This is a genomic window from Spirosoma flavus, assembly GCF_054778555.1.
In genome coordinates this window covers 88,253-104,337 of record NZ_BAAGZL010000002.1, presented here as the reverse complement: position 1 = coordinate 104,337, position 16,085 = coordinate 88,253, and the positions used below count along the sequence as shown (strand labels likewise).

The following is a 16,085-nucleotide window of genomic DNA, read 5'->3' as shown; positions in this document are numbered from 1 at the left end:
TAATTATGCAACCGCCCGGCGGACCGGCTTATAATTTCTAGGTTCTTCATGATCATGGTATTATGGGACAAATTCCCAGAAATCGGTACAACCTACCTGTCGGTATCCCGTCGAACCTACTACCGTCTGCGTTTCGTAGCCCCAGCCTAAATAGGCCCGGTTTGGCCCACTCCATGCCACTAGATAGCGATTTCCCTGACCTGGATAATCCGTTACGTATTGCCACTTGTCGGTAGCCGGGTCATATTGCCAGATGTCGCGCAATCCCTGCTGATTCGTTGCCGTACCGAGCCCAAAATAGCCTTTCCCTTTCGTCGAGAATGCAACCCCACGCGACCGTTGTGCACCGGGGAAATCTGCCTTTCGTGTCCAGGTATCTTTTTGAGAATCATAAGCAAATACATGCGGCTGACTACCAGGCACCTGATTGACAACGTAGCCCGTTTCGCCCAGGCTGAAGGTAGCCATGATACCCGGGTTTTCAGGCAAGGGAGCACGTGCTTCCTGATCGAACTGGGCGTATATACCTCTCATGGCCGGTGAGCCATTATTGGTCAGAAAAAACGCCCATTCGGTCGTCGTAAAATAAACGACTTCGCCGTCTTCGCCCTGGTAATACGGAAATACAACGCTGGGATACGAATTAAGAATCGCGTATAAATCCCTGCTATAGAAGAACTTACCGGGAATTAAATCATCCGTTTGGTACCCCATGCCGTAGAAATAATGACGATCCGTATTATGCCAGTATAGAATGTATTCAATCAGTCCATGACGGGGTGGGAGGTTAATTGGTGGAGTCGAAATCCACTGATTCTGCTGACTACCAAACTCAGTTGCATCGGTTGGATACCACTGATTCTGTGGATAATAGAAATTAGCCGATTGCCAGGTAGTAGCGTCAACGTAACGGGTGATACGTACTGAAGTTCCCAGTCGATTTTCATAGGAATTATTAATGATCGATCCGGTGAAATCACCTCCATCAAACGGCAGATGAGCCAGCCGTCGCCATGGATTATACGTAGTATGGACGTAGCGACGCTCCAGGGTCAGACTATCTTTCTGATTGTACTTAAAGCCTAAACGTAGCGTATAGGTTTGCCCAGCCGACAAACCGGAAAGCGAATACACATTCAGGCTAAATGGCTCATAATCTGCAACATCCCCAGTAGTTAGCGCTAATTGAGTTCCCGAATTTGTTTGCGCAGTTAACCGTAAATCAGTGGCTTTGATAGCCGAAGTAAGTTTAAGAACGATTTCGGCCGTTGTTGTACCCGTTGACTGTATGGAAACGAGGGCTGCCTGCGAGGGCAACACAGTTCGGGTATTGACAATAATTGCAGGATCAGGAGAATGGGACTGACATCGAACGACAAGACAGCCTAAGAAGGCAATCCAACACAGTTTGGGGACAGAAAATGGTGTGAACCTGTTCATAACGGTTCCGCAATTTACAGCATCAACAAGGAAAGAGTCTAATTTATATTCGTTTTATTTTATCGAAATAGTTGTATTATTTCTTTTTATTTACCAATTTTGAATTACTTGCTGCTTAGGTAGCATCCATCATTGCTTTTTTCAATTCAGGTTGTATTCAAACCAGCAAAAAATGCCCTTGTCCAAGACATTTGAGGGCATTTTTTCTTTTTTACTCGAGTAACTCCCCTTTTTCACTCACATAGAAAGCTTTTGGAATAGACCAAAAAGCCTGTCTACAAGTGAGGAATTAATCTTTGGTGAAACGGTATTCGGTGAGATAGACATACAGAATTTGGTCGGTAGATCTATTGGACATTAAGTTAAGTGTAATCTAACTTAGTGAACCCTGAAAACCAGGAGACAGTAGCTGAGTAAAATCGATCCAATTTAAAATTCTCAAGTCGAAATCAGTCTATCAGTATGATTTCCAAAATCAAGTTGCAGCAAAACAAGCAGTTTTGAATACATCGAGGTTTATCGGGCCGCCGGAGCGGTAAAATCGCCAAAGAAGGCATTCAGTGTAGGACTATCTTCCCCTTTTGACAATTATAACAGGCAATGTCAAAATGTTGCTTAGAGATTTGTCCAGTGTTTTATTCAAGTCCATTACTAAACTAAGTGGGTTTATTGAACTCAAAAAAATCCGTTTCCAGCCTATCTCTCCTACCCGATTATCGTTCAGAAAAACATCCGGTTGTTTTCAGGTCAAAACAATATTTATTATTGCAAAACTTTACAGTAAGCTAGAGTCAATAGCCCTTTTTGCCTGACCATTTACCCAACTGATGAAAAAAAAGGAATTACAGGGAGTTAAGGAAATAGCCCGACGAGCTAACGTAGCAATTGCCACCGTTGACCGGGTGATTCATAACCGGACTGGCGTTTCAGCTAAAACTCGGGAAAAAATCAACAAAATCATTGCTGAGCTTAACTACCAGCCAAACCTGTTAGCCAGGCGATTAGCGTCAGGAAAGATTATTTCGATTGCTGTTTTAATTCCTTCGGTCACTGAGGAAACAGATTTCTGGGAAGCTCCTTTACAGGGTATCCGGCAAGCCGAAGCCGAAATTAGATCGTATGGAATCAACGTAAACCTGTTTTTTTTTGACCTAAGTGACCCTAATTCCTTTGTTACACAGACAAATCGAATTCTGAATTCCGACATCGATGGTATTGTCCTAGCTCCTTCATTTGTCGATGAAGCTCAGGAATTCACCACTGCCTGTCAGGAAAAAGGCATCCCTTTTGTTTTTATAGATGGCGATATACCAAGCCAACAAAGCCTGTCTTATATCGGCCCCCCTTTGTTTCAAAGCGGTTATCTGGCCGGAAAACTAAGCACCTACAAACTTCGGGAGACGAGTAAATTGCTGGTTGTCAATATTGCTACGTCGCTAGATAGCTTTACGTATAAGCAAATTGAGGAAGGTTTCAGAACCTACTTTTCGGATCATAAACTGAAATACCCAATTCTACGGGCCGATATTCAACAAACTGATTTTGCGTCTATTGCAACCCATCTTCAACAGTTATTTGATGCGCACACCGACATTGATGCAGTTTTTGTTACTAATTCCAGGGTATTCTCAGTGGCTCGCTTTCTGACCAGTCGACAATCCGATCAAAAACCGCTCTTGATTGGCTATGATTTTGTAAACGAAAACATACGCTTTTTAACCAGCGGAATTATCGATTTTCTAATCTGCCACCAGCCCAAAGATCAGGGTTATCGCAGTATTATGGCGCTTTATCAACATCTGGTTTTATCAATTCCCGTCGCCAAAGAATATTACATGCCAATCGATATTGTCACTCGGGAGAATCAAGCTTTTTATCGAAACTAGTTCGTTAGGCGATAGATCATATCATTAGAGCGTCCATCCCCAAAATTTTAGCCAAGTTTTTTCTTAATTCCTTTCAAGCTTAAAATTGTTTGTATATTTACGGGTACGTACCCGTAAATTGAGCGACTTCCTATAACCCGCAGAAAATCAAAGGTCGTATAACGTCCAGATGCTACGTCTGCTCAAAGAACGATACACCGATTAACTTGATACAAATGGTACAAACAACGGAATCCCGGACACGCATTGGAACGTATCGCTGGTTCATCTGCGCCATGCTGTTTGCCGCGACCACCATCAATTACCTGGACCGGCAAATTCTGGGTTTATTAAAACCGACGCTGGAGAAAATTTTCAGCTGGACGGAATCCGATTACAGCTACATCGTCATGGCCTTTACGGCAACTTACGCCTTAGGGCAACTCCTGTACGGGCGCGTGATTGACCGCATCGGTACCCGACTCGGATACACCATTTCGGTAAGCGTTTGGAGCATCGCGGCCATTCTGCATGCGTTCGTCCAGACGACTTTTGGCTTTGGTCTGGTACGGGCATTGCTGGGCGTGGGCGAATCAGGTAATTATCCGGGTGGTGTAAAAACGGTGGCCGAGTGGTTCCCCAAAAAAGAACGGGCGTTGGCCATCGGGATTTTTGATTCCGGCTCAAACATTGGTGCCTGCGTTGGCCCCCTTTTGGTCCCTTTTATTCTGGCGCTGTATGGTTGGCAAATCGCGTTTATCATTACGGGTTCGCTAGGTTTTATCTGGCTGCTGGTCTGGCTGTTAACGTATGAAGTTCCCGCCCAGCAAAAACGGCTGAACCGAGCGGAATATGACTACATCCATAGCGATAATGAAGTAGAAGCGGTTTCTACCGGCAGCGTATCTTGGGGGGAACTGCTACGTCTCCGGCAAACCTGGACGTTCATTGCCGGTAAGTTTTTCACCGATCCCATCTGGTATTTTTTCCTGTTCTGGCTCCCTGCCTATTTCAACGCTTCCTTCCACCTCGACTTAAAAAAGCCCAGTCTACCCCTGGTAATCGTATACACGGGCACCATGATTGGTAGCATCGGCGGGGGCTATCTGTCCTCTTGGCTGATTCAGAAAGGATGGCCCGTTTACAAAGCGCGTAAAATGGCGTTGCTCATATCAGCCATTGCCGTCGTCCCTATTCTGGTTACCCGCTACACGACTGATATGTGGGTAGTTGTCTCGCTGATTAGTCTATCGGTAGCCGCCAACCAGGCCTGGAGCGCCAATATTTTTACCATCGTTTCGGACATGTTCCCTAAACGGGCCGTGAGTTCAGTTGTGGGGCTAGGCGGCATGGCAGGGGCTGTTGGCGGGGTACTTTTTGAAAGCCTTATCGGCTACATTCTGGATGTGTTCAAAGCCTCGGGCAACATCGTTGTAGGCTACAATATCATCTTCATAGTGTGCGGCAGTTCCTTTCTGCTGGCCTGGCTGATCATCCACTGGCTCACGCCTAAAATGGAGCCGGTAAAACTATAGCCTATTCCTAAACCCTAATTGACTTGTACGTGGATTTCATTAACATAAAAGCATTACTAGTTAGTACCCTCGTCACCCTATCCACGCTGGCCAGCGCTACCGATGTCAACGTAGTGACGTTCGGCGCCAAAGGCGATGGTAAGACAGACAATACTACCGCCATCCAAAAAGCGGTAGACGCCTGTGCTACGTCGGGTGGCGGTTTGGTGGTTTTCCCCGCTGGTAATTTCCTGACTGGTACCATTCAGCTCAAGAGCCACGTTGTGCTTCATCTGTCGGCTGGTTGTCAGCTTATGGGCACGACGGTTTTGGCAAAATATCCCTACCAGCAGCATGGTTTCAAGTTTTACGGAGCTGAATGGGCGAAGCAAAGTTTAATCTATGCGTATCAGGTCGAAGACGTTGGCATTGAAGGTTACGGCACCATCGACGGGCAGGGCGCCAGTTTTGTGACCACTACGTTGAAAAAGCCCGACCGCTACCGAAATCGCCCTTATTTGTTGTGGTTCATCGAGTGTAAAAAAGTCCGGGTCAGTGGCGTCAACCTGCGCAATTCGGCGTTCTGGATGCAGCATTATTTAGGCTGTGAAGACGTGAGTATCAATGGCATCAGCATCTGGAATCACTCCAACAAAAACAACGACATGATTGATATCGATGGCTCGCGAAACGTAACGATTCAGAATATCAAAGGCGACTCAGACGACGATGGGCTTACCCTGAAAAGCACATCCCCGCTGATCACGGAAAACGTAACGGTGATGAATTGCGTGCTGAGCAGCCATTGTAACGCGCTAAAGTTGGGCACCGAATCAACGGGCGGTTTTCGAAACGTAGTGATTACCAATTGCGTCATCAAGCCCTCGGCGCAGAAAGCCACCATTTACGGAAAACCAGCGGGTCTCAGTGGGATCGCTCTGGAAATGGTAGACGGGGGCGTCATGGAAAACATATCTATTAGCAACATCGTCGTGGAAGGCCCCGAAGTCCCAATTTTCATTCGGTTGGGGAATCGCGCCCGAAAGTATGACGAAAAGGCACCCGCACCGGGTCTTGGACGCATTCGCAACATCCGCCTGACGGGTATTACGGCTACCGGAAGCGGCAAAACAGGCTGTTCCATTACGGGCATCGAAACCGCTAAACTCCACGAAATCAGCTTAAGTGATATTACCATCGACGTTCCCGGCGGGGGTGAAGCGGGGGATATGACCAAAGCCGTTCCTAAACTGGACGACCAGTACCCCGAAGGAACCATGTTCGGTACGTTACCCGCGTACGGTTTCTATGTTGCCCACGCCGAAAACGTCCAGCTCAGCAACATTCGCTTTACGTGTCTCAAACCCGACAGCCGTCCCGCTCTGGCGCTGAACGATGTTACGGACTTTACGCTGGATCGGATTACGATGCCAACCACGGCGGATGCTGGAGCCGCTATCTACGTAGCCGGTGATAGCCGAGGTATGATACGTAGTAGTACAGCTTCCGGCCCGGCGAAAAGCTTCGTAGCGAAAGCAGGCACCAATACGCAGGTAAAGCTGGTCGAAAATGACCATCCACAGATACGTGTCACAGAAACAACTGTTCAATGAAACGAGTAAAGGCCATTTTAATGGGGTTACTGGTCGGTTGCGTTCTGAAATCCGTAGCGGCTATGACCGTACCCGTACTGCCCTATCCTCAGCAGGTTACGGTAGGAAAACAGTTGGAATCGCTTAGTACGAACCTCACCTTGGCCGGATCGGGTATTGAATCTGAATCGATCAAGCGGCTCACGGCAAACTGGCAAGGAGTTGCCACAAATCAATCAACCCAGAGAGCTCGTCAAACCCTTACGCTGGTTTTATCGGGGAGGTCGGCCAAAACCAATTCATTGGTCGAAACCTATGTACCCGGTTGGCCAGCGAAAGTGGGCGACGAAGGCTACGTACTGGTGCTGAATGCTAACCACAAATTGATTGCAGCTAACACCGAAACCGGCCTTTTTTACGGTCTGCAATCGCTGAAACAACTCACCCGCGCGGGCTGGCATCAGGAACTGGTCATCACCGACTGGCCGTCGTTTCCAGATCGGGGCATTTACGACGACATCAGCCGGGGACCAACGCCAAAGGTCAGCACGATCAAAAAGCAAATCGAACGGCTGGCCGAGCTGAAGTTCAACTCACTTTCGTTCTACATCGAACACGTTGTTCAGCCCCGCTCCTACCCCGATTTTGCCCCCGCCGATGGTAAACTGACGATGGACGATATTCGGGAATTATCGGCTTACGCGGCTCAGTTTCACATGCAGTTGGTCGGCAGTTTTCAGTCATTCGGGCATTTTGCCAACATTCTGTCGCAGCCCAAGTACCAATCTATGGGGGAGACGTCCACGATGATTTCTCCGCTTGATCCGAAGGCCAAAACGTTTCTGACGAGTGTCATTACAGAATTGTGCGGTACGTTTAACTCGCCTTATTTCAACGTCAACTGCGACGAGACGTTTGACCTGGGCAAAGGCAAATCCAAAGCGTACGTCGATAGTGTGGGTGTGGCGAAGTACTACGCCGATCACATCAAGTTCCTGTACGACGTTCTCAAAAAACAGAACAAACAGCTCATGATGTGGGGCGACATTGCCCTGCAACACGAAGAAATTCTGGGCCTGCTACCCAAAGACATTATCTACCTCACCTGGGAATACGGCGATCAAAAATCCTACGACACATGGATACAACCCTTCGTCAAACGGGGGCTGAAATTTATCGTTTGTCCGGGAATCGTCAACTCAAACCGGCTCTTCCCTGATTTGGTCATGGCCAAAGGAAACATCAGTGGATTTCTAAAAGCCGGTAAACAGGCGGGTACGTCGGGCGTGCTGACGACCATCTGGGATGAGGGGCCGATGTGCTTTTTCCACAGCGACTGGTATGGCGTGTATACGGCTGCCGAAAAAAGCTGGAATATCAACCAGGCTGAAACAGATTCCTTCAACGAACGCTACGAACGGAATGCGTATGGGACCAGCAATGGGAATTGCGTAAAAGCACTGTTCGCCCTAATGGAGCTTCGGAGTATTCCGCTGACCTACAATCTGGCCGAGCAAATCTGGTTGCAAAAACTCCTGCCCGATAGCGGCAAGAAACTGATTCTCAACAATCAGGACGTACTGAAAATACAGGCTATTGTTAGAAAAGGATTAACGTACGCCAATGCCGCCGAGCCGAAATCGAATCCTACGGATGTGCAGTTTCTGCAATTTACCCTGCGCCAATATCAGCTGCTGATGGAATCCAGATTGCTATTAGCCCAGGCCGCCGATACATATCGAACGGCTCAAAGTCAGCAAAATACCGCAAGCTTATCTAGCACCATTCAGGCCATTTCAGGATTGCAAGCCCGATACCAGTCATTAAAAGAAACGTACCGCAGCCTGTGGGAAGCCGAAAATCAGCCTTACTATCTGGCGATTAATCTGAAAGGATTCGATGCCAAAATCAATCAGTTACAACAGCTTAAAACCCGCTTGCAGTCGATTGTTTCGGCGTCGGCTAGCCTACCTTCCATTACGTCGATTGGGCTGGATATCAAAGCCAGCAATGCGTTTTACTTTCAAAATTGGCTGCTGACGGGGCCGTTTAAAACGCCAACGCCACCCAATTTTCTCTATTCGGAAGACCCCACCTATAACGTACCACCTAAACCCGGTGATATGTCTCAGTATCAGGGCAATATCTACCGCTGGATGAAATATATCTCGCAGGAGGGCGGCATCGTCGACCTGGGCGATTATTACAAAACCACGTCTGAAGCCGTAGCCTATGCCTACTGTTCGATCACAACCGATAGCGCTCAGGCCGTTACGGCGCTACTGGGCAGTCAAGCGGGTGAACTGTTTGTAAACGGCGTTCCAATAAAGGCAATCGGATCACCCAATCAGGACGAGACGCCATTCGCTATAAATCTGACCAAAGGCGTTAACCACATTCTGGTTAAGCTACCGGCTTCGGCTTCCTGGAATTTCGCCTTTCGACTCGATACGCCGAAACCCATCACCAATCATAAACACAAGTATTCCCTAAATGCCAAAACGTCCGTTCATGAAGCTGATTAACCGATTGTTATGTACAACGGCCTGGGTTACCCTGGGGTCGTTGCCGATTGCCCATGCTCAAGTAAAAAAGGATGTCGCCGTGAAGGCCATTAACGATATGGCGACCTACATATCGACCACCATGCTCGATGAACAGGGCAAATCGCGATGCGACTACAACCTGACCGAAGGCAAATGGTATCCCTACGAAGTGCCCTGGCATACCGGGCAGGCGGTGTACGCGATGCTGGCGGCTTATAAACAAACCAAGAATCCGAAGTGGCTAGCTTCGGCTCGCAAAGCGGGAGACTACTGGACCAGCCTGCAAATCAAAGATCACCCCAAACTCAAAGGCATGTTGGGCGCGGTTCATGGCGACGCCATCGGCGATTCGACCATCGTGTTTGCGACCATTTCGGACGGCACGCCGGGCATTTACGAATTGACCCGCGTGACTGGGGACAAAAAGTACGCACAGGTTGCGACGACAGCCGCGGAGTGGATGCTAAAAAACATGTATTACCCTGAAAAAGGGGTTTGCTACGACGCCGTTGATCTGGGTACGGGCGTAGTCGAAAAAGAACATAGCGAATTCTGGAAGAATAAAAAGGAGCAATCGTTATACGACGTTTCCCGACCCAATATTGAAGGATGGATTTTTTTGGATGCCTACGACTTCAACAAAGACAAAGCCCTCCTAGACGCCCATATCAACCTGGCTAATAAGCTCGTCGAGCTGGAAGAGAATGGATTATGGATGCAGTTCACACCAAATACCAAAGAAGAAAATTCGTTTCACCCCCGGTTCAATTTGTGGTACGCCGAATCGCTGATTCATACCTGGCAGAAAACCGGCGATAAGAAATACCTGGAAGTGGCTGCGAAAACTGCGCGTACCTACGCCAAAGCTCAGCAAAAAGACGGTACCATCTACTACGTCAATTATATCGATGGCAAAGCTCCCGACCGGAGTTCGATTACGGGCTCGGCGGTGGCTATGGCGGGGATCGTCTGGATCGAGTTGGCGAAGGCAGGCTATAAAGAATTTTTGCCTTACATCGAGAAATCAGCGACCTGGATTATTCAAAATCGGTACGGTATGGATCATCCTGACAAAAACCTGCGCGGTGCCATTCTGGAAACCCGGATGCGTAGCCGTAAAGACAAAATATGGCTCGTTAATCGGGATATCGGCACCAGTTTTTCGATTCGCTTTTTGGTTGATTACCTGAATTTTAAGGGTCTCAACTAGGCACTTTTCGCAATGAATTTTCACCCACTTTATATCAAACCGTATCTTCGATGAAACACTGTACTGTTCATTTTTTTCAATCGAGTTGTCTGGTCGCCCTGCTTCTAGCGATCAGTTTTTTACCAGCCAGTGCGCAAACCAAAGGGGTCATCCGCGGTAAAATTGTGGATGAACTGGGGGGCGCGTTGCCCGGTGCTTCCGTACGTATCAAAGGCACTACGCAAGGCACCGTTACCAATCTGACCGGCGATTATACCCTGAGCGACATCACGCCCGGCACCATCAATCTAGAGGTTTTTTACATGGGGTTTCAGCCCTACGATCAATCGGTTTCGGTTACTACGGGCGAGACAACTGTGCATAATATTACGCTGTCGAGTGCCACAACGATGCTGAAAGGTGTGACCGTTACGGGTATTATGGAAGGCCAACAAAAGGCCCTGAACCAGCAACGTAATGCGGACAATTTCAAGCAGATCGTGTCGGCCGATTTGATGGGTCGTTTTCCCGATTTGAACGTAGCCGAATCTTTGCAGCGGCTTCCCGGCGTAACGATTGGTCGGGAGCAGAACGAGGGATCGACGGTGCAGCTGCGCGGTACGCCGGGTAACTACACGAACATCAACATGAACGGCGAACAGATTATGGGTACCCAGGAGCAAGGACAACGTAACGCGCAGCTAGACCTGATTCCGGCCAACGTACTGTCGTCGATGGAGGTGGTGAAAACCCTGACGCCGGACCTGGATGGGGACGCCATTGCCGGTGCGATCAACATGAAAACGCCGACGGCCGTTAGTCTCAAACCGCGCATTTCGATTGATCTGGCGGCTGGCTACAACAAACTGCGCGACAAAGCGAATGGCATCGTTAACCTGAGTTATAACCAGCGTTTTTTCCAGACCGACAAAAGTCCGAACGGCAAATTAGGCCTGGCGCTGTACGGAAGCTATTACCGCACCAACAACGGCTACGATGAGATCAACGCGCAGGTGTGGCAACCAAAAGATTTTAATGATGGACAGGGTTCGATTCTGTTTCCCACCGACATTCGGATTATTCACCTCAACAACTTACGTACCCGCAAAGGACTTACCGCCACGGTGGATTATAGCTTTAATCCAACGGCGTCGATTGTCTTCAATGCTACGTATACCAACCTGGATAACGATGCACAACGCTACCGGAAACGGACGCGGATGCAGACGGCCAATACTACCCGTAACGCCGAGGGTGTTTATACCACGACGCGGGGCCGTGGCTACAACGAGTACCTGAACCGAAGCCTTGACAACGGTAATTTCAATATGAGTCTGGAAGGCGAAAAGCAGTTTAGCCGCCTTAAGCTGGATGCTGGATTGTTTTACACAAAGTCGCTGCTGGAACAGACGGCCAATTCGTACAACTACATTACCGGGAACGTACCGTTAACGATTTCTCAAATTGCTGGTGATTACATTCAGGCGACGGGTTCAACGGATGCGAAGAACAACGCTGCTCTCTATACGTATAACACCTACGAAGCAAACAATTTCAACAGCGAAGGCACAAACTTCGTCGCCCGACTGAACGCTACGTATAACTACAAAATCGGCGCGAACGACGCTTATTTTAAGGCTGGTGTCAAGTTGAAACGAATGCACAACAAACGGTATCGTCCGAATTATAGTACGGCAACCTACGCGGGTCCTGCGGCTGCGGGCAATTTGAATAACTTTCTGGGCGAGGCCGAATTAGATGATCAATTGCTGGATAATAATCTCACCTTTGGCCGCGCTGTCAATGGAGATGCAACCATCAATTTCCTGAATAACAATCCTACTTATTTCCCGGCGAATGCTTCGTTTAACCAAGTAGCGGTCGATACGTATTTTTATGACGCGGAAGAGAACGTAACGTCAGGGTATGTAATGAACCGAATTCAGTTTAAAAAGCTCATGCTGCTAGGGGGACTACGCGTGGAACGTACTGGTGTAGACTACGACGCTCGGCTAGTCAATCAGGATGCGAATGGGAATTTAACTTCTTCTGTTCCAACAAATTCCGTATACAGCTATACGAGATTTCTGCCCAATTTACAGGCGAAATTCGACGTAGCACCGAACACCATTGCGCGCGCTGCTTTATCGTTTGGCTATTCTCGCCCAAACTTTAACGAACTGGTTCCGAGCCGAGTAGTCAGTATTTTGAACGCTACGTTGACCGATGGTAACCCGGACCTGAAACCAGCCGGCACCACGAACTACGACATATCGCTGGAGCATTATCTAAAAAATCTGGGTATTCTGTCGGTAGGCGGTTTTTACAAACACATCACTAACTTCCAGTATAACAGCGTAGTAACGCTAACGGGAACTGAGTTTCCGGGGGCTAACAATTACCTCAATTATCAGTACTACAAAACCTACAATGGCGACGTAGCGACCGTGTACGGCCTGGAAGTCAACGCGCAGACGAACCTGACGTTTTTGCCTGGTTTTCTGAAAGGGATCTCGATTTATGCCAACTATACGTACGTGTATTCAAAAGCCGATGCGCAGTTGCGGAAGGGACTTCGGTTGCCCGGCCAGGCAGCCAATACAGCCAACGGATCGCTGTCGTATACCTACAAAGGTTTCACGCTGCAAGGGAATGTCAACTACAACGGCTCTTACACCATTTTGCTGGGCGTGAATGACGCAAACGACGTAATTCGGGCGGAACGGGTTCAGTTTGATGCGAATGCTTCGTACCGGATCACCAAGAATTTCACGATTTATGCCGAAGGAACCAACTTGTTAAATTCACCTCAAACCGACTATCTGGGCGTTCGGTCGCGCGTTTACGAAAAACAGTTTTACGATTACACCGGTCGGACCGGGATCAAATATCGCTTTTAATTAATTGAGCGTCGGGTATAGCATTTATCCGACGCTCTTTTTGGCTTATTTATGGAACAACTCACTGTAGATCAACTCACTGTAAACATCTATCCAACCCGGCAGCAACTGGGGCAAGCGGCCGCCAACGATGCCGGTGCCTGCATACGCCAACTCCTTCCGGAACAGGACGAAGTAAACATCATTTTTGCGGCTGCCGCATCGCAGAACGAATTCCTGGACGCGCTCGTCGCTGAACCAGGCATTGACTGGAGCCGGATCAATGCGTTTCACATGGACGAATACACCGGCTTACCCCGATTTCATCCGCAACGGTTTGGTAATTTTCTGTATGGAAAAATCTTCGGCAAAGTACCTTTCAAACAGGTATTTTATCTGAATGAGACAGGGCAGGACGACCCGGAAGAATGCGCCCGCTACAGCGCTTTGCTGGAAAAGCACAAGACGGATATTACCTGCATGGGCATCGGTGAAAACACGCACTTGGCCTTTAACGACCCGCACGTTGCCGATTTTAATGACCCGTTTCTGGTCAAAATCATTGACCTGGACGAGCCTTGTAAACAGCAGCAGGTTCACGACGGTTGTTTTCCATCGGTTAGCGACGTTCCGCCTTTGGCGTATACATTAACGATACCCGCTTTGCTACGGGCGAACTACATTTTCTGTATGGTACCCGGCTCGAACAAAGCTGAGGCCATTAAGCATACGTTAACGGCGGATATTACAGAAACTTACCCATCAACATCTTTACGCAAGCATCCCAATGCTAAACTGTACGTGGATTTAGATAGCGCGGCACTGATTGGAGAAGGTAATATCGCTTAATCGGGAAATGTTGATTTGCCCCAGGCCCAAGATGGCTCTGGGGCTTTTTTCTGTCTATTAACTATCTTCTAAAGCTACCTCTCCGTTTTTGTTAATGCTACTTGTTACTCGGCACCTGTCTGGGCAATTCTTCGGGAAAATACGCCACCGGACGCTCCGATAACTCGTCATTTGTCTAAGGATGTTCTGCACCGGCAGCCCAGTCAACAACTCATCTGTTTCAATGAAAAATAGCCATTGTTTTGTGAGATAACTAGTTGAGATAGAGATTGGCAATAATTGACATTAACGCCAGCTGTACGCTGACCATTATGAACAAACGGGCTTATATTGATATGGATTTTGTGGACAGCCCACGTTCTCTCAGCCTTGTATTTATGGCGTAAACGCTAAGGTTGCATATTCTTTACAATAAGCGTCCGAGAGTAACCATCAGGCATGCACAGAATCAATTCGTTACCGGAGGATTTCAGCCAAAATAGCCAATTGCCCATCCGGATCGTTTCCCCGGATTTTGGCCATGTATCGCCCCAAGCTATAGATCAGTATAGACTGCCGCGTCGTTTACCCTACTACTTCTTTCTATTCATACTGGAAGGTTCTGTTCAGATTAATGTTGACACGGAAATTGTTGACCTCGGTAAGCATGAGTTACTGTTCGCTTTGCCACACCAGATTCAACAGCTGCCCCTCAACCGACACGGAAAGCATTATTATAAACTGGGGTTTGATGACGAATGCCTGTCCCGATTGCCCAAACAATACCCTTTCCTACTTAATCCGCTTAATCAGCAAAAAATAAGTTTTTCCCCTACGGCGTCTAGTAGGCTTCGGGCAATTTTCGAATTGCTCCAGAGTTTATTAACGACTTCGAATACAGACCCTGAGCTTATTTTGGCCCACTTAAATAGTCTGCTGACGGAAATTAATCTGGCTTATTGGGCTGGTGAGCGAAAGCCGGTCGATGGCCGGCTGACAAAATACATTGGATTCCAGGTATTTGTCGAAAATAATCTAACCAATAACCTTTCCATTAAGGACATTGCGAAGAAACTGGCACTAAGCACCGATAGCTTATACCAATTAGTTAAACACTACTCCGGACGCTCACCAAAAGAATTTATTACGAACCGTCTTATGCTGGAAGCCAGACGCCGACTGTACTATGGCGAGCGTTCTTCCGTGAAGGAATTGGCTTTTGAGCTCGGTTTTAATGATTCTGACTACTTTTCCCGCCTGTTTAAAAAGGTAACTGGTAAAACGGTCGTCGAGTTTTTCAAGAATTTGTCCTGAACTTGGCGGCTTTCGTCCGGCTCAACTTACAGCGCACTTCCGAACTTTGTTCATCTTATAAATCATAGAGGGTATGAACAGAAAAGTAGGAAAAATACTGGTTACTGGTGTGACGGGGTTGGTAGGAGAACGCCTGATCAAGCGCCTTGCGGATGCAGGTATGGACTGCCGAGCGCTGGTGCGAGGTGGAAAGCGTGTCCCAGTTGGCGTAACGGCTATTGAAGGCGATCTATTCGATGCGGCATCGCTCCCCAAGGCTGTGAAGAATGTATCAGCCATTATCCACTTGGCAGCCATATTCCGCACACCAGACACGGATCTAATTTGGCGAAGCAATCTGAAAGGCACGCGCAACCTGATCACTGCCGCAAAGGCTCATGCCCCTACCGCCCGTTTCATACTGGCGAGTACTACCCATGTCTATAACGCCACCAATCCGCATCCAGGCCGCGAAGATGACGAAGTTGCTCCCCAGCAAGCCTACCCAGCCAGCAAGGTGGCAGCTGAGCAAGAACTGCGCGTAAGTGGCCTCACCTGGGCGGTGCTGCGGTTTCCATTTGTATACGGGGATGGGGATGGGCATCTGGAGTCACTGCCAAAGTATGCAATTGCTGGTAAATGGCACCCGGCTATGCGGATGAGCACCATTCACCACCGCGACATCGCAACGGCGACGATGCTGGCTTTAGATGGGGTGATGGATGGGCAAATCGTCAACATCTCAGATGAAGCCCCAACATCGATTTACGAATTAGCCCAGTTGGTTGGCGTACAACTGGAATCTTCCTCCGAACCGCTGGCGAACCCCTGGTACTTGCTAAGTGACGGCTCACTAGCTCGCCGTCTGGGTTTCCAGCCGACAGTCAGGACAGTTTATCAGGCGATTCAGGAGCAACTTATGTGAGAAAGAAATGGAAG

10 protein-coding genes are annotated in these 16,085 nt (G+C 48.3%); 9 read left to right on the top strand and 1 reads right to left on the bottom strand.

Features of this window, described 5'->3' with window-relative positions; all coding sequences use genetic code 11:
* Positions 1-60: 60 nt before the first annotated feature.
* On the bottom strand, positions 61-1,440 hold the full coding sequence (locus ACYVF1_RS09440) for a Kelch repeat-containing protein (protein WP_461077992.1): 1,380 nt from the start codon (positions 1,438-1,440) through the stop codon (positions 61-63).
* An 827-nt stretch (positions 1,441-2,267) separates the two neighbouring features.
* Between ACYVF1_RS09440 and ACYVF1_RS09435 the strand changes: the two genes are divergently transcribed.
* The 9 genes from ACYVF1_RS09435 to ACYVF1_RS09395 all read left to right on the top strand — a co-directional run bounded on the left by ACYVF1_RS09435 (position 2,268) and on the right by ACYVF1_RS09395 (position 16,071).
* Positions 2,268-3,326 (top strand): LacI family DNA-binding transcriptional regulator, encoded by a 1,059-nt coding sequence (locus ACYVF1_RS09435; RefSeq protein ID WP_461077990.1) that lies wholly within the window; start codon positions 2,268-2,270, stop codon positions 3,324-3,326.
* A 215-nt stretch (positions 3,327-3,541) separates the two neighbouring features.
* Positions 3,542-4,840 carry an MFS transporter gene (locus ACYVF1_RS09430; RefSeq protein ID WP_461077988.1) on the top strand — a complete coding sequence of 433 codons (1,299 nt, stop codon included), beginning with the start codon at positions 3,542-3,544 and terminating at the stop codon, positions 4,838-4,840.
* A 29-nt stretch (positions 4,841-4,869) separates the two neighbouring features.
* Positions 4,870-6,432 carry a glycoside hydrolase family 28 protein gene (locus ACYVF1_RS09425; RefSeq protein WP_461077986.1) on the top strand — a complete coding sequence of 521 codons (1,563 nt, stop codon included), beginning with the start codon at positions 4,870-4,872 and terminating at the stop codon, positions 6,430-6,432.
* A complete protein-coding gene (locus ACYVF1_RS09420) occupies positions 6,429-8,936 on the top strand; it encodes a glycoside hydrolase family 20 zincin-like fold domain-containing protein (protein ID WP_461077984.1) in 2,508 nt (835 codons plus the stop codon). Before ACYVF1_RS09425 ends, ACYVF1_RS09420 begins: the two co-directional genes overlap by 4 nt.
* Positions 8,923-10,167 (top strand): AGE family epimerase/isomerase, encoded by a 1,245-nt coding sequence (locus ACYVF1_RS09415; protein WP_461077982.1) that lies wholly within the window; start codon positions 8,923-8,925, stop codon positions 10,165-10,167. Before ACYVF1_RS09420 ends, ACYVF1_RS09415 begins: the two co-directional genes overlap by 14 nt.
* 50 nt (positions 10,168-10,217) lie before the next feature.
* Entirely contained in the window at positions 10,218-13,046 is a 2,829-nt protein-coding gene (locus ACYVF1_RS09410) for a TonB-dependent receptor (protein WP_461077980.1), read from the top strand.
* Positions 13,047-13,097: 51 nt separating this feature from the next.
* Positions 13,098-13,874: a glucosamine-6-phosphate deaminase gene (locus ACYVF1_RS09405; protein WP_461077978.1), complete on the top strand. Its 777-nt coding sequence runs from the start codon at positions 13,098-13,100 to the stop codon at positions 13,872-13,874.
* A 438-nt stretch (positions 13,875-14,312) separates the two neighbouring features.
* Positions 14,313-15,167: an AraC family transcriptional regulator gene (locus tag ACYVF1_RS09400; protein ID WP_461077976.1), complete on the top strand. Its 855-nt coding sequence runs from the start codon at positions 14,313-14,315 to the stop codon at positions 15,165-15,167.
* A 73-nt stretch (positions 15,168-15,240) separates the two neighbouring features.
* Complete coding sequence (locus tag ACYVF1_RS09395) at positions 15,241-16,071, top strand: NAD-dependent epimerase/dehydratase family protein (protein WP_461077974.1); 831 nt, start codon at positions 15,241-15,243, stop codon at positions 16,069-16,071.
* Positions 16,072-16,085: the final 14 nt, after the last annotated feature.